Source organism: Janthinobacterium algoris, assembly GCF_051380935.1.
Lineage (GTDB): Bacteria > Pseudomonadota > Gammaproteobacteria > Burkholderiales > Burkholderiaceae_D > Janthinobacterium.
The window spans coordinates 21,845-39,860 of sequence record NZ_JBNYXZ010000029.1; the positions used below are offsets into that span (position 1 = coordinate 21,845).

Sequence of the window (18,016 nt, forward strand, 5' to 3'; positions counted from 1 at the left end):
ATTTGTGAGTGTGTTAATCATCAATGCAGGGTCGGCGCGGCGGAGCCGGCCGGTGCAGGGGTAATCGTTCCCGGCACGACGAAAGCGTCGAATGCACGCTTCATGTCGAGCACGAAGGGATCGCTTGCGATGGTTGCTTCCGCTTGCAGTTGGCACGCCTCGCGGTGGGCCTGCGCTTCCGCACTGGCCGTGTACCAGACAGCGCCCAGTTCCGTATCGACCGCGACCTTGCGGCCGAAGCGCTCGGTGAGCGCGGCCGCCAGTTTTTCCACGTTGGCCGGACTGCGCCAGGTGTCGATGGGCACGCGCAGGCGGAACGTGGTGCTGTGGCCATCGTGCAGGCAGTCAATCAGCTCGGCCTGCACGGCCAGCTGCTGGGCCACGCCGCGCAGCGGCAGCACGGCGGCGACGGCCGGCCAGTTGCCGTCCCAATCCAGTCCCGGTACGGGCGTGATCACATACGGCCCGCTGGGCGCGGCTTGCTTGGCGGCACGTTGCGGCATGATGACGGCGGGTTGCTCGTTGCTCTGTGCGGCTGGCGCCGACACGGCGGCCGAGGCGCTGTCGTCGGAAAATTCGGTGACCCACGGCGGCAAGTCGTCGTCGGCGGGCGCCTGCTGCTGCGGGGCCGCAGGACGTGCCGGCTGCACGGGCACGGCCACCGGCGCTTCCATGACGGCCACGGGCGGCGCATCGTCCCACGGCGCCGGCGCTTTCGCGGCGGCCGGTGGTGGCGGCGCAGCCTGGACCGGTGCAGCCGGAGCCGGCGCGGCGACGGCAGCAGCCGGTGCTGGCGCAGGGGCAGCTGATTTGGGCGCCGACGATGGCGCCGATGGCGCGCTGCCCGGACGGCCTTTCGAAGCGGCACGGGCCGCTTCCAGCGCCGCATTGATGGCGGCGCGGGCGGAACTGATGGGCGCGCCCGATGCTGCCGGGGCAGCCGCAGCAGGAGCGGCGGCGGGCGGCGGCGCCGCTGGTGCCGGCGCCGGGGCGGAAACGGGTACTGGCGCCGGTGCCGGTGTCGGAACAGCCGCGCGTAGCGGCGGCGCTTCGCTGCGGGCCATGCTGGCGGCAGCGGCGGCCACGACGGCTGGCGGTGTCACGGCTGCATGGCTGGCCACGCTGTTCGTGGCGGCGCGGGCGGCGGGCGCCGAACCCGCTGCGGCGCGCGCGGCGGCCACGGCAGCGGGACGGCTCATTGAAGCTGAATTCGGTGAGGCAGCCGGCACGCCATCGGCGCCACCTATGCCGGGCCGAAAGGCCAGCATGCGCAGCAAGGTCATGGTAAAGCCCGCGTATTCGTCGGGCGCCAGGCCCAGTTCATTGCGGCCATGCACGGCGATCTGATAAAACAGCTGTACTTCTTCCGCGTCAAAAGCGGCAGCCAAGCGCACGATGTCCGCGTATTCGGGCAAATCCTGCGGCAAGGCGGCGGGCACGGTTTGCGCCAGCGCAATGCGGTGCAACAAGGTGCCCAGGTCTTGCAACGCGCCGTTATACGACAGGCTGCGCGACGCCATCTCGTCGGCCACGGCCAAGAGATCCGCGCCGTCCTGCTGCGCCAGCGCATCGAGCAGGCGTACCAGGTAGGATTGGTCGAGCGCGCCCAGCATGCCTTGCACGGCATCCAAGGTCACTGCGCCGACCGCATACGCGATGGCCTGGTCCGCCAAGGACAGCGCATCGCGCATGGAACCGTGGGCGCCCTGGGCCAGCAGGCGCAAGGCCGGCTGTTCGAAATCGATGCCTTCCTGTCCCAGGATATTGTCCAGGTGGCTGATGATGTGGCCGGGCGGCATCTGCTTGAGGTTGAACTGCAGGCAGCGCGACAGTACGGTCACGGGAATCTTTTGCGGGTCCGTCGTGGCCAGGATGAACTTGACGTGCTCGGGCGGTTCTTCCAGCGTTTTCAGCATGGAATTGAACGCATGGTTCGTCAGCATGTGCACCTCATCGATCATATAGACCTTGAAGCGCGCATTGCTTGGCGCGTAGACCGCTTGCTCCAGCAGCTGCGCCATTTCATCGACGCCGCGGTTCGACGCCGCATCCATCTCTATATAGTCGACAAAGCGTCCCGCATCGATCGCCGTGCACGCTTCGCACACGCCGCAAGGCTGGGCCGTGATGCCGCCCGTACCATCGGGGCCGATGCAATTGAGCGATTTGGCCAGGATGCGCGACAGGGTCGTCTTGCCGACGCCGCGCGTGCCCGTGAACAAATAGGCATGATGCAATCGGCCGCTGTGCAAGGCATGCGTGAGCGCGCGCACGACGTGCTCCTGGCCGACGAGCGTCTCGAAATTCTTGGGGCGGTATTTACGGGCGAGGACTTGATAGGACATGCTGAGATTTTACCATGCGAGTTGCGGTGTGATCCTGCGCGGCGGGCGCAAGCCTCATGGCCGGGCCAGTCTTCCTGGCAAACGCGGCAAAGCAGCAATTGTATAACATGGCCCGGCAGAAACAGGGAAAACACGGCAAGCCCGGCAAGCCCGGCAATGCTGCGGCGGCACAGGAATTGTGGCCGTAAAAGCAAAAAAGCTGCCCATGGCAGCTTGATTGTTGATCCTGATAAAACATTCCCGAAGGAGGCGAGCCTGATCTGCGGCACTCATGGTTAATAGCCGTGGCTGCTTCGTTCCCGACCTGACCAGGTTAGCCATGCCACAATGCGCAGGGGCCCGCCGGGGACAATTATAACCGGTCTGCGGGGAATGGGGAAGTTGACGCGCAAACCGCCCTTCCCCGCGAACAATTTACAAACCCAGCTCTTGCCAAATGCCATCTACCTTGGCCTTCACTTCCGGCGTCATGGCGATCGTCGTGCCCCACTCACGCGTCGTTTCGCCCGGCCATTTATTCGTCGCATCGATACCCATCTTGCTGCCCAGGCCGCTGACCGGCGAGGCAAAGTCCAGGTAATCGATGGGCGTATTGTCGACCAGCGTCGTATCGCGGATAGGGTCGACGCGCGTGGTGATGGCCCAGATGACTTCCTTCCAGTCGCGGATATTCACGTCTTCGTCGACCACCACGATGAACTTGGTATACATGAACTGGCGCAAGAAGCTCCAGACGCCGAACATCACGCGCTTGGCGTGGCCCGCGTACTGCTTCTTGATCTGCACCACGGCCATGCGGTAGCTGCAGCCTTCGGGCGGCAGATAAAAATCCGTGATTTCGCTGAACTGCTTTTGCAGCAGGGGCACGAACACTTCGTTCAAGGCCAAGCCCAGCACGGCAGGCTCGTCCGGCGGCTTGCCCGTGTAAGTGGAGTGATAAATCGGGTCGCGGCGCATGGTGATGCGGTCGATGGTAAATACGGGGAAACTGTCCTGCTCATTATAGTAACCGGTGTGGTCGCCATACGGCCCTTCCAGCGCATGCTCATAGCCACTCGGATGGTTTTCGTCCGGGTAGATATGGCCTTCGAGCACGATTTCTGCCGACGCGGGCACGCGCAGCTCGCTGCCGATGGCTTTCACCAGCTCCGTGCGGCTGCCGCGCAGCAAGCCGGCGAACTGGTATTCGGACAGGCTGTCCGGCACTGGCGTCACGGCCCCTAATATAGTAGCGGGATCGGCGCCCAGCGCCACGGCGATCGGATACGGCTTGCCCTTGCTTTGAATCGCATGCTCACGGAAGTCCAGCGCCCCGCCCCGGTGCGCCAGCCAGCGCATGATGACCTTATTGCGCCCCAGCACTTGCTGGCGGTAAATGCCCAAGTTTTGCCGCTTCTTGTTCGGCCCCTTGGTAATCACCAGGCCCCAGGTGATCAGAGGGGCAATATCGCCGGGCCAGCAATGCTGGATGGGCAGGCGCGCCAAGTCCACGTCATTGCCTTCCCAGACGATTTCCTGGCACTTCGCGCCGCGCAACTCTTTCGGCGACATGTCCCACACGGATTTCACCAGCGAACCGAGACCCAGCAGATCCTTGAAATCCTTCGGCGGTTCCGGCTCCTTCAAACGCGCCAGCACATGGCCGATCTTGCGCAACTCACTGACATCTTGCGCGCCCATGCCCAGCGCCACGCGGCGCGTGGTGCCGAACAAATTACCCAGCACCGGCATCGTGTGTCCCGTCGGATTATTGAACAGCAAGGCCGGCCCGCCTGCGCGCAAGGTGCGATCACACACCTCCGTCATCTCCAAAATCGGTGAAATGGGGGTCGAAATGGGCTTAAGTTCACCCATTTGTTGCAGTTGAGAAATAAAATCTCGCAAATCTGAATATTTCATGTGTTTTTAATTTTTTTTGACGTCGGACGCCGTTGCTGAAGGATCTATGCCAAGTAATTGATTTTATTGGCTTTTGGCACAATGCAAGACAAAAAGTAAGACATAAAAGTAATAAAGAATCGATTCGTTAGTATTGACTTGATATAAAACGGCTTCTACAATTCGCCCAACTTGAAAGAGCACGCCGGCCCAGAGCTTGATTTTAGCGTTTCTCTTTCATTCACGGAGTCGGGGCTCCACATGACATTTTAAGGAGTGTTTTCAAAAGGCGTCTGCCTTACCCCCGGTAAAAGTTGTATTGCGACTGATCCAATACCAAAACGGGACGGATCAGCTCAAGCAAGCAATGACGGCGTTTCTCGCACGCATCCATACGCGGCGGAAACGATGATATTTCTGATGCACGGCATTGGCAGCACCCACAACACCGCGAGACCGCGGAGGGACTGCCTGTTGACGCGACATTTCGGGGAACTCTATGACTCATCGTAGCACTGAAGCAGCATTGCCTGCTTCAACCGTGGCTGGCCAGCCAGCGTTGGCGCGTTTGCGCGCCCGCGCACAGGCCATTTCAGCACGTGGCGTATTGACCACGGCACAACACACACTGACAGTCTTCGGCATTTCCGCCCTGGCACTGATCGCCCTGCTGATGTTCCGCCCCGACCTGGGCAAGCAACTGACGCACAGCCTGTTCCCGCTGCCCATGGCAGAAGCGCAAGCCGTTGAAGCACCAGCCCTGTCGGCATTGATGGAAGCGCCTGCCTCCGTGCAAACGGCTGCCGTCAACGACGCGCCGCTGAGCAAGGAAGAAAAAGCCTTGCTGGGCACGCAAAAGCAGCAGCAATGGGTCACCAGCTGGCTCTCCAAGCGCTACCGCGTGGCCAACGATGCAACCAATATGCTGGTCTCGACGGCCTACCTGACGGCCCGCGAAATCAAGCTGGACCCGCTGCTGATCCTGGCCGTGATGGCCATCGAATCGGGCTTGAACCCGTTCGCCGAAAGCCCCGTGGGCGCACAAGGCTTGATGCAAGTCATGTCGAAAGTACACCATGAGCGCTTCCAGGAAATGGGCGGCGTGCAAGCAGCCCTCAATCCCGTGGCCAACATCCGCGTCGGCTCCCTGATCCTGAAAGACTACGTCACGCGTGGCGGTTCCGTCGAGGCAGGCTTGAAAACCTACGTGGGCGCCGCCAACTTCGCCACCGACTCGGGCTACGGTTCGCGCGTGCTGGCCGAATACCGCCGCCTGAAACAAGTGTCAGCCGGCCAGCGCGTGCCGACCACGACGCCAGTGATGGCATCGAACACGCCAGCGCCAGCCAAGGCGCCGACAGCAGAAAGCGGCATCACCATCAAAGTGCTGCCGCACAACGAGATCGCCGGCCTGTGACCCTTTAAAAGCCCTCACAGGGGCATCCAAAAAGCAGCACCCAATAAAAAAGCCACCGCACGCAAATGCCGGTGGCTTTTTTATTGCCCTGCGGCGCTAGCCGCAGGAACTGCTCTGCATATTACTTGCGCTTGTTGGCGTTGACTTCTTCCTCGCGGAATTTCACTGCCAGCTTGTCCAGCACGCCGTTCACATACTTGTGGCCATCGATGCCGCCAAACGACTTGGCCAGCTCGACCGCTTCGTTGATGACGACGCGGTACGGGATTTCCATGTTGTTCTTCAGTTCGAATGCGCCGATCAGCAGGATGCCATGTTCAATGGGCGACAGTTCCGCGATGTTGCGGTCGATCAAGGGTGCCATGCTGTCGCGCAGCGCCAGCGAATCCTTGATGGTGCCATACAGCAGCACCGTGAAATGATCGCCATCGGCCTTGTCGAAGCCATGCGCGGCGCGAATATTGTTCACGACGGTGGTCGCGTCCTCATTGTTCAGCAGCCACTGGTACAAGCCCTGCAGCGCAAACTCGCGCGCGCGGTGACGCGGCGTACGATTTTTGCTGGGATTGGCGAGCAAATTTTTCTCAGTCATGATTGTTACCTGTTCTTAAGTACGTGTTCACTACAAATTCCGGCGAGACAGCACGGCGCGCTTTTCAACGCGCCGCAGCCAACCGCGTGTCAGAACGTTCGAGAAAATGCTCAGAGCAAGGCGCGAGCCCGAAGACAGTACGAATGTACGGCGAGGGCTTGCAACGCAGCTATGGGCGTTTTATCGGACGTTCACTACACGGCTAGTCCTCCTCGGATTCTTGCAACTCTTCTAGCGCTTGCGCCAGATTAGCCATTTCCACTGCCACGCGTGCCGCTTCGGCTCCCTTGACCAGCATGCGCACTTCCGCCTGCTCATCGTTTTCGGTCGTCAACACTGCGTTGGCGATGGGGATGCCGTAATCGAGACCGATGCGCGTGATGCCCGCGCCCGATTCGTTCGATACCAGCTCGAAGTGGTAGGTTTCACCGCGAATCACGGCGCCCAGTGCGATCAGGGCGTCGAATTGCTCGGTTTCTGCCATTTTTTGCAGAATCAGTGGGATTTCCAGGGCGCCCGGCACGGTCACGTGCAGGATATCTTCATCGGCCACGCCCAGCTTGCTCAACTCTTCCAGGCATGCCGACAGCAAGCCACCACCGACGATTTCATTGAATCGTGCCTGGACGATACCGACGCGCAAACCTTCGCCGGCAAAATTGGTTTCGTATGTTCCTACGCTCATCATATGCCTCTTTAATCTGGTGGTTCAGGGCGACACGCACATGCCGCCATCGTTTACTCTCACATCGACGCCTGACAAAATCGTAGCGAGCGGCAGCGAGTTGTGGCCGAGAAGCGCAACTGTACAAATAGTACAGTGAGCATCGCAGGCCGCAAATCGCGACGCGCAGTAGATTTAGTTAGGCGTCCTGGCCTGGATGGCACTGAAAACCTGTGACTTCCAAGTCGAAACCGGCCATCGACGGCATCTTGCGGGGGCTGGCCAGCAATTGCATCTTGCTCACGCCCAGGTCGCGCAGGATTTGCGCGCCGATACCGTAGCTGCGCAAGTCCATGCTGGCGGCGCGGCCTTTCGGCTTGGCTTGCGGCGTATCGAGTGCCGCGAACTGGGCAAACAGCTCGCCCGACGTCTCGCCGCAGTTCAGCAAGACCATCACGCCACGCTCGGACTGCTTAATGGCCGCCATCGAGGCCGCCACCGTCCATGAGTGGGTCGTCGCTTCGCTTTCCAGCACGTCCAGCAGGGAAACGGGCTGGTGCACGCGCACCAGGGCTTCCAGGCCGGGGGCCAGGTCGCCATGCACCAAGGCTAGGTGGGCCGAGGAGCTGGGCTTGTCGCGGAAGGCGATCAAGCGAAATGGGCCATGCGCCGTGTGCAGGGTACGCTCGGCAACGCGCTCGACCAGAGACTCCGTCTGGCTGCGGTAATGGATCAGGTCGGCAATCGTGCCGATTTTCAGGCCATGTTGCTCGGCAAACACCAGCAAGTCCGGCAGGCGCGCCATGGTGCCGTCGTCCTTCATGATTTCGCAAATCACGGAAGCGGGCGTCAAGCCGGCCATGGCCGTCAAGTCGCAACCGGCTTCCGTATGGCCTGCGCGCATCAGCACGCCGCCCTTTTGCGCTTTCAGCGGGAAGATATGGCCAGGCTGGACGATATCGCTGGGCTGCGTGCCCTTGGCCACGGCCACCTGGATGGTCTTGGCGCGGTCGGCGGCGGAAATGCCCGTGGTCACACCTTCGGCCGCTTCGATCGAGACGGTAAAGTTGGTGCCGTAGGCGGTGCCGTTGCGCGACGTCATCATCGACAGGTTCAGCTCGTCGCAACGCTCTTCCGTCAGGGTCAGGCAGACCAAGCCACGCGCATGGGTGATCATAAAATTGATGGCTTCAGGCGTCACGAAATCGGCGGCAAGCACCAGATCGCCTTCATTTTCCCGGTCTTCTTCATCGACCAGTATCACCATGCGGCCGGCGCGCAATTCAGCGACGATCTCTTCGGTGCTGGATATAGACATTATTCATCCTCGTATGACGCCTGGCAAAACCTGCTGCGCGTCGGTGTAGGCGGCTTGCGATGCTCACCGTACCTTCGTACGGTCGCGCTTCTCAACCACCTCTCCCTTCCGCTCGCGACGGTTTTGTCAGGCGTTGTTATGTTAATGAAACTAAAAACTGAAACATCGAGCGCGAATATTCCACGAATTTCCGGGAATTTTCTTATAACCTGCTATTTTAAAGGATTTAGCGTTTGCAGACCTGAAATAAGACGGCCCAGCAACACCGATGTGGCGCGCTCCCCGTCCTGCCTGCCCCACAAAGCGCCGATTTCTCGATCCAGCGCAAACGGCGGCGGCAAAACGCGCGCCGCCGGCCTTGCAAAGAGCATAAGATCAGCCAGTCACCGCCACGGCGCTGACGCCCCACTCGCAACGACACCCCACACAGGAGCGGCAATATGAAAACCAACGGATCGGCCATCTGGTCAGGCGGCATCAAAGACGGCAAGGGCGCCATCAGCACGCGCAGCGGTGCCTTGCAGGAATATCCCTACGGCTTTGCCAGCCGCTTCGAAGGCAAGCCCGGCACCAATCCCGAGGAACTGATCGGCGCCGCCCACGCGGGCTGTTTCACCATGGCCCTGTCGCTGATCCTCGGCGAAGCGGGCCTGACGGCGGAAAAGATGGAAACGACGGCCGAAGTGACCCTCGACAAGGTGGACGACGGCTTTGCCATCACGGCCGTTCACCTGATCCTGAAAGCAAAGATACCGGGCGCCGACCAGGCAACATTCGAGGCATTGACGGGCAAGGCCAAGGCCGGCTGCCCCGTATCGAAGCTGCTAAAAGCCAACATTACCCTGGACGCTACCCTGCTGCCCTAGATTTTCGTCACGGGCTTGACGGGTTCCACGGCAGCGACGGGCGCCACCAGCGGCAGGCGCGAATCGCTGGCAGGCATTGGCCGGTTCATCAAGCCGGGATTCAGGGCTGCATTGTTCAGGTTATACGCGGCGATGGCCGCCGCCACGGCCGGGTCTTGCGATGAAGGCGGCGGCACGGCCTGGCCCGCGTTTTGCGCAGCCAGCTCTTGCGCCTGCGCATTTTTCTGGGCCAGCTGGGCTTGCGCCGTCGCCAGGCCGGCGTCCGCTTGCGCCAATGACTGCGTCCGAGCGGAAGCCGCCCGGGCCGCCCGCGCGGCCTCCTCCTGCTGCGCCTGCTGATCGGTATTCATGCGTTCGCTGTCGATGCGCTGGGCATCCACGCGCTGGTTGTCTACCCGCTGCGCCTGCAGCAAGTCTTGCTCATCGATGGTGACGGCTGCCGGCGACGGCTGCCGCAACTCCTGCAAGTCCAGGTTCAGCTCTTCCGCTTCCAGTTGCTGTTGCAGTTCCCGCTGCCGCTGCGCAATGGCGTCCGTCTGCGGTGGCGCCAGGTCGACAGCTTGCGGCTGCGAGGCCTGCGCAGCGCTGGCCGGCAGTGCTTCACCCGTCAAATCCGCTACCACAACGGCGGCCAGCGGCGCGCCCTGCCGCTGGACCAGCACGGCGCCCACCTGCGCCAGCACATCCGTTCCTTGTTGCAAGGCATCCAGGGTGGCATGGCTGTCGGCCGCATACGCGGCCTGCAAAGTTGTGGCATTAACATCTTCATTGCGCAAATCGATGCCGATGCGGGCCAGCTGTGCCTGCGTGAGCAAGCTGCCGTCTTGCGCCAGCGCGGCCGCCGCATCCGTGGTGCCGTCGCCCGACAGCAAATCGTAGCGCTGCGCCAGACTGCCCGGCGTGTCGCCAGCCGCCGCCAGCTGACTGGCATCGATGCCGCTCGTTTGCAGCTGGGCGAACGATTCCGTCAGCTGTCGCGCCAGCGCCAGCAAGTCGTCATTGACATTCACGGGGGTATTCGCCGCCCTGGCTTCGTCCGTGGCACCCTGCAAGGCTAGAAGTTGCCGGCGCGACAAGGCCACGCCGGACAAGAACTGCCCCAGCGGAGAGATATCGACCTGGGTCGAGGACAGCATGGCCAGGGCCGCCGCTGCGCTGGACGACGGCACGGGCAACGCCGGCGCCAGCGGTGCTAGAGGTGCCGTTGCGCCCACGCGGGACGTGACCGGGATGGTGTTGGGCACGGTAGCGCGCGAAATCGGGTCCATGGCTAGCCTCCACTGCGGAAAGCTTCATAGTATGCGCGTCTGATAGAAAAGCAACACACGCTTGGCGAGGCGGAGGCTGTAGTGCTGCGTTTAGTGCTGTGTTCTTATATCAAGCAGCAACCTTGTCCAGCGACAGCATGCGTTCGACATAGCGGGCGATCAGGTCGATCTCCAGGTTCACCTCGCCACCGACCGTCAAGTGTTTCAGAGTCGTCATGGCGATCGTGTGCGGAATCAGGTTGATTGAGAAACGGCAGCCGTTGACGGCCCCTGCGCCCAGGTCTTCCACGCTGTTGACGGTCAGCGACACGCCGTTGACGACGACGGAACCCTTGAAGGCCAGGTATTTCGCCAGTTCGTGCGGCGCTTCGATGACCAGTTCCCACGATTCGCCGACGGCTTCAAACTTGCGCACGATGCCCAGGCCGTCGACATGGCCGGACACCAGGTGGCCACCCAGGCGCTCGGCCAGGGTCAGCGCTTTTTCCAGGTTCACTTCCGTGGTGGTATCGAGGCCCACGGTGCAATTGAGGCTTTCGCGCGAGACATCGACGGCAAAACCCGTGTCCGACTTTTCCACCACCGTCATGCAGGCGCCATTGATGGCAATCGAATCACCCAGGGCCACGTCGGCCAGTGGCAAGCCGCCCGCGTGGATGTTCAGGCGCACGCCGGCATCGAGGCCGCCGTCGAGTGCTTGCACGGTTTCAATCTTGCCGATGGCGGCAACAATTCCTGTAAACATGGAGCTAACCCTATAGTTAAAAGTGTGAAAGTATTAATTGCGCTGGGCGAATCTTGCAAGGATACGCACATCTTCGCCCACTTGCTGAACCTGGTGAAATTGCAAAGTGCGCTGCTGTTTGAGATCCGTCAATGCGGGCAAGGCAAACATGCCTTGCGCATCGCCCAGCAAGGTGGGTGCCAAGTAGACCAGCAGCTCGTCGACGCAGCCTTCGCGGATCAGCGAACCGTTCAGCTTGGAGCCGGCCTCGACATGGACTTCATTGCATTGCCGACGCCCCAGTTCCAGCATCAGCGCGGCCAGGTCGACCTTGCCGGCCGCGTTCGGCAGCAAGATGACTTCCGCACCCAGGGCGCGCAGCTGCGCTTCCTTTTCCGGGTTGGCAACGGCCGCCACGATCCACGTGCCGCCTCCCTGCAAGATGCGTGCATCGAGGCTGATGTCGAGCCGGCTGTCGATGACGATGCGGCGCGGCTGACGCGGCGTCTCGACGGCGCGCACGTTCAATTGCGGGTCGTCGGCCTTGACCGTGCCGATGCCTGTCAGGATGGCACAGGCGCGCGCGCGCCAAGCATGGCCGTCGGCACGCGCTTGCGGCCCCGTGATCCACTGGCTCTGGCCATTGTGCAAGGCGGTCATGCCGTCCAGGCTGGCTGCCGTTTTCAGGCGCACCCATGGCTTGCCGCGCTGCATGCGCGAAAAGAAGCCGATATTCATTTCATGCGCTTCGTCCGCCAGCACGCCGGTGGTGACGGCGATGCCGGCCGCTTGCAGCTTGGCCAGCCCCTGCCCCGCCACCAGCGGATTCGGGTCCGTCATGGCGGCCACGACGCGTCCCAGCCCCGCGCGCACGAGCGCATCGGAACAGGGTGGCGTGCGGCCATGGTGGTTGCACGGTTCCAGGGTAACGTAAGCCGTGGCGCCGCGCACGTCGTTGCCGCGCGCCGCCGCATTCGCCAGCGCTTGCACCTCTGCATGATCCTGCCCGGCCGCCTGCGTCACGCCGGCGCCGATCACCTGACCATCCTTGACGATCACGCAGCCGATGCGGGGATTGGGCGAGGTCGTGTACAAACCGCGCGCCGCCCATTCCAGCGCCAGGCGCATGCCATCGATATCGTTGAGTATTTCCACGGGCTTCTTTGATAATGAATGATAGTGAATGATAATAAGTCGGCTTAGGAACTGTCGGCCACGCCGCTGCAATTGCTCGCTTGCTGCTGTGGGTCGCACACGCGCACCCTGCCCAGCATATTGATTTTAATATGGCGCACCTGCTTTCCCAAAGTCAGGGACAAGGTACCCCAGCGCGCCGCCAAGCTATTGCTCGCGCTGCAACTGCGTCCTGCGCCATTGTAGGCGATATAAAACGGCGCCGTGGCCGATGAAAACGCGAACTGGGCCGTGACGCCCGCCGGCAGCGGCCCCTGACGGAACAACAATTCGTCGCCGTCGTCGAACGCCAGGTTGGCATTGCGGTCGATAAAGACCAACCAGCCCGTGCCCCAGTCCGTGCCGCCGGGCCCGGCCGGCATCAGCAGCACGCGCTGTCCGCGCGCCATCGCCTGCGCCCGCGTCAATTCGATGGCCGAAAACAAGTCCGTGGCCGCCGCGCGCACCTGCTGGCGCGCCAGCACCTGCTGCAAGCCGGGCATGGCGGCGGCGGCCAACAGCGCGGCCATCGTCAGCACTGCCAGCAATTCGAGCAGGGTATGCCCCGCCCGAGGTAGATGCTTGTGCGTCGCCATGGCCTAGGGCCAGCAATGGCTGGCGGGGCCGCTGCTGCCGCGCTGGCCCATGCTGCTCAAGGAGAGGACGCCGCAATCGGCATCCTGGAACTGTGTATCGACCTTGGACGTGCCCGGCATGGCCCGCAACAACACGCATTGCCCGATCAGCATGCCGGGACAGGCCAGCGCCTCGATTTCATACGCGCTGCCGGCCGCGCTGGCAGCCGGCCCGTCGCCGGACCACCACGGAAATGGCGGCGCCGGCGAGGCCGAGGAAAATGCGAGATAGTGATTGTTTTGCGAATAATAGCGCTCCTGCTGCTGCATCAGCCGCAGCAGGGCCGCCTGCCCCTGCACGCGCTTGGCGCGTACGACATGACCGTGATATGCAGGCACGGCCAGCGCCAGCAGCAGGCTCATGATCGCCAGCGCAGCCAACAGTTCGATCAGGCTGAAGCCGCGGAGGCCGCCACCGTTTGCAGCGGACCAGTTCCGCCTCGCCAGCGCACCCATGCGACGCCCCCTTCTCCAAAAAGCGCCAGCCGATGCGATGCGCCGGCCCGTGCGTCATTCACTGTCGACATGCCAACCATGCCGGCGCCTATTTCTTCTTGGCCGCCTCGTGCAATTCGCGCCAGTTCGCCACTTCGCGCCAACTGAGGCGCCGCGCTGGCAGCGGTGCGCTGACGGCCTTGAGTCCCGCCCCGCTGGCCGCACCGGGCAAGCCCGGTTGCAGCACGGCCAGTTCCTTGCGCCCCTCGGCACGCCCTGCGGCCGTGACGGCGCCCACCGTGCTGTTCAGTTCCAGCGCCAGCGGCGGTGCCCGCGCCAGGCCATCGAACAAGCGCCCCGTCTGCTCGCCCGCCTGCACGACACCACTACCATCAGCGGCGAAGCCGCTCAGCACATCGAGCACGTACAGGCGCGTGGCGGGCTTGGCACAAGGATCGCGCCCCGGCAGGACAGTGTTGAACAGCACCTTGCCGGCGGCCAGTACGGGACTGCTGACACTGCGTTCGCCCGTCTGCGCGGGATTGAGAAAATCGAGGTACCAGCCGTGCCTGGCGTCGCTGCCCGTATAGCGCAGTTCGGCACCATCGACGCGCACGCCACCCACCGCCTCGCCCAGGCTGCGCCGCTCCAGGCCGGCCCGGCTGCGCGTAGGGGACGCATCGCGCAAATCGTCGTGCACGGCATAAAACGACTGCGACAGAAAGGCGGCGGGCCAGGTATCGGCCGCTTCGAGCAGTTTGCCCGTGCCGAACAGCAGCACATAGCCGCCGCCGGGCGCGTAAGCCACTGTCAGTTGCTGCGTCACGGGCTGGCGCCGGCCCAGCGCATCGCGCGCAACAAAGACAAGCTTGCGCCCCTGGCCCTCTTTCCACGGCGGTCCGCCAACCATGTCAAGACGCCAGATATTGCCCTGCAAATCGCCCGCATACATATACGCCAGCGCACCGTCGCCGCCCGGCACCACGGCGGGCGGGCCCAGCGCGTGGTGTATGGCGTCCGCATCGCCACCCGCATCAGCGCCATGGCCGCCATCGCCACCGCTGACCACGGGCACCTTGAGGCGGAAGTAATTACTCCCTAACAACCAGGGCGTACCGGGCGCCTTGTCCAGCGCCAGCAAGAAGATGGCGGCCGCCGATGCGGGCGCCATCGTGTCCTTGCCGTCATCAACATGGTTGTTGTAGCCGCTGGCGACGATGGCGAAATCGCGGTAGGCCACAGCGCCCTCCTTGCCGCCCATATTGATGCGGGCAAAAGCGGGTGGCGCACGCACATTGCCCATGAGCTTATCGTCACGATCCGTAAATTCCCACAACGCCCCGTCTTGCGCGAAGCGGGCCGGGTCGGTGATGTCAAGCGCAAACACGCCTTGCGCCCCACCACCCATGGCCGACACCAGCACCGTCTTCCAGCGCCCCAGCGTCAGCACTTCTGCCGTGGCCGCCGCGCCGTCGAGCAGCGGGCCGGGGCTGTAGTGAGTGCTCGCAGTGGCTGCCGCGGCGTGCAGCAACGCTTGCGGCAGATAGGCAAACAATTCGCTGCCCGTGCGCGCATCGAACGCATGCAGCAAGCCGTCGTTGGCGCCCAGGTACAGCATTCTGCGCCGTTGCAGCAACACCTTGCGGTGCAAGCCATGGTCGGCGCCCGGCATGCCCAGCCCCGGCGCGCCCACGTACAGCAAATTACCATGCGGCGCCGCTCCCAGGCTTCCCGCGCGGCGCCGCAGGAAGCCGCCTGGCTGGCCCGCCTCGTGCGTGCGCTTGCCCAGCAGATACGCCAGGCGCGCCTCGCCCCGGCCATCGCCGCCGTCGAATGCGCCCCGCTGCGCCGCGTCGAGGCGGTTCCAGGCCAGCGGCATCAGGCTGCCCTTGGCGTCGAGCGTATAGACGGGACGCAAGGACGCGGGCGTGCCATCCGGCACGGGTTTATCACGGCCGCCGGCGCGCCACCATGGCTTGCCGGGAAGTAGTGTCCCATCGGCTCCCACGGCAAACGCGGTGCGCGACAAGGTCATGCTGCCATCGGCCAGGCGCATCTGCGTCTGAAACCAGTATGCCTCTTCCGCGCCGCTGGCCAGCGCCATCAGCGCCGGCCCCGCCAGCGTCACCGGCAAGCTGCCCTTGTCGGCGACCACGAAAGCTGCGCGCAATCCCGCGATCAGGGCGGCCGGATCGCTGCCGGGCAGGTAATGGCTAGGCCAGCGCCCATCGAGGCTCCACTCGTCTACCGCACTGCCCGCCGCGCTCTTGTAGGGGTTGGCATCGCCGTTTGTATCGAGAAAGCCGCCATATTTGGCCCCCAACAATAAAGGGGTGGCGGCGGGCACGCTGGCCGGGTCGCCCTGGCGCAAGTCGCCCGCATAGTGCTCGACCTTTGCAACGCCGTCGTTCTTGGCGCCAGGACGCAGCGCCTGCACATGCGACCAGTAGGCCAGGCCCGCCGCATGGTAGCTGGCGCCGCCCATTGCGTCGGCCAGCAGTTCCAGTGCGGCCAGTTCGGGACGTGGCGCGGGATTGCCCTGTGCGCCGGCGCTTTCCAGACTGCCCACCGCATGCGTCCAAGCCATCGCATCGAACGGCGGCGACACGAAACCATCGGCGGCGCGAGCACGGTCGCCGTTTGATGCGGGCGTCGCCGGGACATTGCCGGGCACGTAACGGTCGCCCGCCATGCCCGCATCGCCGAGGCTGACGACGATGTGGCGTTGGCAACTGGCCGTCTGCGGGTCACTCCATTGCGTCACGACAGGCAAGCCGTCGTCGATGGCAGGTGGGGCCGTGGCGGGAAGCACCACGGCGCTCGCTTGCCGTCCCTGCAGGTAGCGCAGCGATTCGTACAACAGTTCGGCCAGCGGCGCCGCCCTGGCGTACCCGCCGGGATGCCCCGCATTGCTGCGGCCCAGGCCATTGATGTAAGCGGTCACCGCGCCGCCAGGGCCCGCAGTTTGGGCCACAGTTTGGTTCACAGCTTGGGCCGCAGTTTGGGTTATATATACGCCAGTGGCGGGATTCCACTCGGCGTCAGCATTGTCTTGCGGCAAAAAATCGGGCGCGCTCCAGCGCTGCCTGCCTACGTGGGCCAGCGGCGCGCGCAGCACGCCGCCATACACGGGGCCGGCGCTGGCGGGCATGCCGTTCAAGTGGCCAAACACGCCCACGCGCACCCTGCCGCCATGGCGCTGCACGGCGCCCACCGGCTTGTAGTTCTTGCCATACGCCAGGCACAAGTCGTCGCGCAGCGGCCCTTCATCGGCGTCACACACGCGTACGCGCGCAAGGAATACGCCGTACGTGGCAGCAAAGCCTGGCGCGTCGCAACTGCCGCCCGCAGACTGGCTGAGGCTGGCATCACCGAACAGCAGGCGGTTGCGGCAGGAAACGATGGCCAGTTGTGCCAGCGCAAACGGTGTCGCCGCCGCCACGTTGGCATGCAGGACCTTGCGCGGGAAAAAGGTGGGATGGGCAAAGAAATCGATGGGGCCGTCGGCGTCGGGCAGATAGGCGCGCTGCAGCACCGTCTTGCGCACTTCGTCGATGACGCGGTCGCCGCCCGTCAAGGCATAGCGCACAATGTCGAGCATGCTGGCGCTGGCCCAGTTGAGAAAGTTGCCGCTGAAACTATCGCCGCCGCAGCCGTGCAGCGCATCGGCCGGCTTTAACACGGAGAAGTAAGCGGTCGCTACGCGCAAGTCTGGCAGCATGGCGCCATCCTTGCTGCGATACGGATAGCTGTAGCACATGCGCGTATGAAAGTAACCGGCGTACTCGCGCTGCGGCGCATAGTCGCCGCCATGTGCGGCGGCGGCGGCCGCATGTGTAAGGGACAGGTTGAGCAGCAGGTTCGGCGGCACGCGCGCACCGTGCAAGCCCGCGTCGGCCCGCGCCAGCGCCACCGTGGAGGCGGCGTCCGCAGGGACGCCGGCCGCCAGGACGCCACCGCAAGTCAGGCCAACCAACAGCCGCCAGACGCGGCCTGCGCGCAGCAACGCGGACGGCAAAGCGGACGGCAAAGCGGATGACAACGCCCTCATGGCCCCGCTCCAGCCGCCTGCTTGCGGTAGTAGCTTTGCAGCACGACTTGCGTGCTTTCCTGCGCGCCAAAACCGATGGCCGTGATGCGGTATACATAGCTTTCCGTGGCCAGACCGCCGGCCACTACCGCCGCCTGCGCGCCCGGCGGATGAAACGGCAGCAATTCGATGAGGTAGCGGGGCCGGCGCGACGGCAGGAAACCCTGCCCCGTCTGCATGGCGGCGCCCGTAAACTGGCCGTATGGAACCGCGCGGCTAGTCCCTTCGGCGCCATCCAGGTCCATGCTCAACCAGAGCGCCGGCGCATCCGGGGCTGCGGGCAGGCACAAGCCCAGTGCGCCTGCCTCGCCGCAATCGTCCGCGAACCCTGCCGCACTGCCTGATGCGAAAAGGCTGCTGCGTCCCGGCGCGCCGGGCAAGCCTTCGATATCGTTCTGCGCATCCACCAATGCCTCCTCCGCCGCCTGAAACGCGATTTGCCGGTCGCGTTCGCCGCGTGCCGCCTTTTCGCCCTGCAAGGCCATCTGCGCCGCCGATATACCCAGCAGCAGGATGATCACCAGCAAGCACAGCACATACACGAGGGTGGCGCCACCATGGCGTACACGAACTACGCGACAGCGGACGCCCGTGCCAGCCATCGTGGCGCC

14 protein-coding genes and 1 other RNA gene are annotated in these 18,016 nt (G+C 63.7%); 2 read left to right on the plus strand and 13 right to left on the minus strand.

Going from position 1 to position 18,016, the window contains the following annotated elements:
- Positions 1-20 precede the first annotated feature (20 nt).
- From dnaX to ubiD, 3 genes are all read right to left on the minus strand, one after another.
- Complete coding sequence (gene dnaX, locus ACQ4W7_RS27845) at positions 21-2,345, minus strand: DNA polymerase III subunit gamma/tau (RefSeq protein ID WP_436534935.1); 2,325 nt, start codon at positions 2,343-2,345, stop codon at positions 21-23.
- 245 nt (positions 2,346-2,590) lie between these two features.
- Positions 2,591-2,689: signal recognition particle sRNA small type (gene ffs / locus ACQ4W7_RS27850), an RNA gene on the minus strand.
- A 70-nt stretch (positions 2,690-2,759) separates the two neighbouring features.
- Positions 2,760-4,244: a 4-hydroxy-3-polyprenylbenzoate decarboxylase gene (ubiD, locus tag ACQ4W7_RS27855; protein ID WP_426075026.1), complete on the minus strand. Its 1,485-nt coding sequence runs from the start codon at positions 4,242-4,244 to the stop codon at positions 2,760-2,762.
- 478 nt (positions 4,245-4,722) lie between these two features.
- Between ubiD and ACQ4W7_RS27860 the strand changes: the two genes are divergently transcribed.
- Positions 4,723-5,640 carry a transglycosylase SLT domain-containing protein gene (locus tag ACQ4W7_RS27860; protein ID WP_426075025.1) on the plus strand — a complete coding sequence of 306 codons (918 nt, stop codon included), beginning with the start codon at positions 4,723-4,725 and terminating at the stop codon, positions 5,638-5,640.
- A 121-nt stretch (positions 5,641-5,761) separates the two neighbouring features.
- On the opposite strand, the gene nusB is transcribed toward ACQ4W7_RS27860, so the two are convergent.
- From nusB to ribBA, 3 genes are all read right to left on the minus strand, one after another.
- Positions 5,762-6,232: a transcription antitermination factor NusB gene (gene nusB, locus ACQ4W7_RS27865; RefSeq protein ID WP_071324693.1), complete on the minus strand. Its 471-nt coding sequence runs from the start codon at positions 6,230-6,232 to the stop codon at positions 5,762-5,764.
- 202 nt (positions 6,233-6,434) lie between these two features.
- Positions 6,435-6,917, minus strand: coding sequence for a 6,7-dimethyl-8-ribityllumazine synthase (gene ribH, locus ACQ4W7_RS27870; protein ID WP_099760114.1), 483 nt, complete (start codon positions 6,915-6,917; stop codon positions 6,435-6,437).
- Positions 6,918-7,095: 178 nt separating this feature from the next.
- Positions 7,096-8,214 carry a bifunctional 3,4-dihydroxy-2-butanone-4-phosphate synthase/GTP cyclohydrolase II gene (gene ribBA, locus ACQ4W7_RS27875; RefSeq protein WP_426074773.1) on the minus strand — a complete coding sequence of 373 codons (1,119 nt, stop codon included), beginning with the start codon at positions 8,212-8,214 and terminating at the stop codon, positions 7,096-7,098.
- 440 nt (positions 8,215-8,654) lie between these two features.
- Here ribBA and ACQ4W7_RS27880 point away from each other — a divergent pair, with 440 nt between their 5' ends.
- On the plus strand, positions 8,655-9,080 hold the full coding sequence (locus ACQ4W7_RS27880; RefSeq protein WP_282408699.1) for an OsmC family protein: 426 nt from the start codon (positions 8,655-8,657) through the stop codon (positions 9,078-9,080).
- On the opposite strand, the gene ACQ4W7_RS27885 is transcribed toward ACQ4W7_RS27880, so the two are convergent.
- The 7 genes from ACQ4W7_RS27885 to ACQ4W7_RS27915 form a co-directional block, all read right to left on the minus strand.
- Positions 9,077-10,348: a hypothetical protein gene (locus tag ACQ4W7_RS27885; RefSeq protein ID WP_436534939.1), complete on the minus strand. Its 1,272-nt coding sequence runs from the start codon at positions 10,346-10,348 to the stop codon at positions 9,077-9,079. The genes ACQ4W7_RS27880 and ACQ4W7_RS27885 overlap by 4 nt on opposite strands.
- A gap of 109 nt (positions 10,349-10,457) precedes the next feature.
- On the minus strand, positions 10,458-11,093 hold the full coding sequence (locus ACQ4W7_RS27890; RefSeq protein WP_436534941.1) for a riboflavin synthase: 636 nt from the start codon (positions 11,091-11,093) through the stop codon (positions 10,458-10,460).
- Between the two features lie 33 nt (positions 11,094-11,126).
- Positions 11,127-12,200, minus strand: coding sequence for a bifunctional diaminohydroxyphosphoribosylaminopyrimidine deaminase/5-amino-6-(5-phosphoribosylamino)uracil reductase RibD (gene ribD, locus ACQ4W7_RS27895; protein ID WP_436534975.1), 1,074 nt, complete (start codon positions 12,198-12,200; stop codon positions 11,127-11,129).
- A gap of 71 nt (positions 12,201-12,271) precedes the next feature.
- Positions 12,272-12,841, minus strand: a complete 570-nt coding sequence (locus ACQ4W7_RS27900) for a GspH/FimT family pseudopilin (protein WP_426074776.1) — start codon at positions 12,839-12,841, stop codon at positions 12,272-12,274.
- Between the two features lie 3 nt (positions 12,842-12,844).
- Positions 12,845-13,336 (minus strand): type IV pilin protein, encoded by a 492-nt coding sequence (locus ACQ4W7_RS27905; protein WP_426074777.1) that lies wholly within the window; start codon positions 13,334-13,336, stop codon positions 12,845-12,847.
- A gap of 88 nt (positions 13,337-13,424) precedes the next feature.
- Positions 13,425-17,366 (minus strand): pilus assembly protein, encoded by a 3,942-nt coding sequence (locus ACQ4W7_RS27910; RefSeq protein ID WP_436534944.1) that lies wholly within the window; start codon positions 17,364-17,366, stop codon positions 13,425-13,427.
- On the minus strand, positions 17,363-18,007 hold the full coding sequence (locus tag ACQ4W7_RS27915) for a pilus assembly PilX family protein (protein WP_436534946.1): 645 nt from the start codon (positions 18,005-18,007) through the stop codon (positions 17,363-17,365). Before ACQ4W7_RS27915 ends, ACQ4W7_RS27910 begins: the two co-directional genes overlap by 4 nt.
- Between the last annotated feature and the right edge of the window lie 9 nt (positions 18,008-18,016).

What these genes read in the sequence shown, in the direction of transcription:
- dnaX (WP_436534935.1), bottom strand. Translation starts at nt 2,345, where the DNA reads ATGTCCTATCAAGTCCTCGCCCGTAAATACCGCCCCAAGAATTTCGAG.
- ubiD (WP_426075026.1), bottom strand. Translation starts at nt 4,244, where the DNA reads ATGAAATATTCAGATTTGCGAGATTTTATTTCTCAACTGCAACAAATG.
- ACQ4W7_RS27860 (WP_426075025.1), top strand. Translation starts at nt 4,723, where the DNA reads ATGACTCATCGTAGCACTGAAGCAGCATTGCCTGCTTCAACCGTGGCT.
- nusB (WP_071324693.1), bottom strand. Translation starts at nt 6,232, where the DNA reads ATGACTGAGAAAAATTTGCTCGCCAATCCCAGCAAAAATCGTACGCCG.
- ribH (WP_099760114.1), bottom strand. Translation starts at nt 6,917, where the DNA reads ATGAGCGTAGGAACATACGAAACCAATTTTGCCGGCGAAGGTTTGCGC.
- ribBA (WP_426074773.1), bottom strand. Translation starts at nt 8,214, where the DNA reads ATGTCTATATCCAGCACCGAAGAGATCGTCGCTGAATTGCGCGCCGGC.
- ACQ4W7_RS27880 (WP_282408699.1), top strand. Translation starts at nt 8,655, where the DNA reads ATGAAAACCAACGGATCGGCCATCTGGTCAGGCGGCATCAAAGACGGC.
- ACQ4W7_RS27885 (WP_436534939.1), bottom strand. Translation starts at nt 10,348, where the DNA reads ATGGACCCGATTTCGCGCGCTACCGTGCCCAACACCATCCCGGTCACG.
- ACQ4W7_RS27890 (WP_436534941.1), bottom strand. Translation starts at nt 11,093, where the DNA reads ATGTTTACAGGAATTGTTGCCGCCATCGGCAAGATTGAAACCGTGCAA.
- ribD (WP_436534975.1), bottom strand. Translation starts at nt 12,200, where the DNA reads ATGCGCCTGGCGCTGGAATGGGCGGCGCGCGGTTTGTACACGACCTCG.
- ACQ4W7_RS27900 (WP_426074776.1), bottom strand. Translation starts at nt 12,841, where the DNA reads ATGGCGACGCACAAGCATCTACCTCGGGCGGGGCATACCCTGCTCGAA.
- ACQ4W7_RS27905 (WP_426074777.1), bottom strand. Translation starts at nt 13,336, where the DNA reads ATGGGTGCGCTGGCGAGGCGGAACTGGTCCGCTGCAAACGGTGGCGGC.
- ACQ4W7_RS27910 (WP_436534944.1), bottom strand. Translation starts at nt 17,366, where the DNA reads ATGAGGGCGTTGTCATCCGCTTTGCCGTCCGCTTTGCCGTCCGCGTTG.
- ACQ4W7_RS27915 (WP_436534946.1), bottom strand. Translation starts at nt 18,007, where the DNA reads ATGGCTGGCACGGGCGTCCGCTGTCGCGTAGTTCGTGTACGCCATGGT.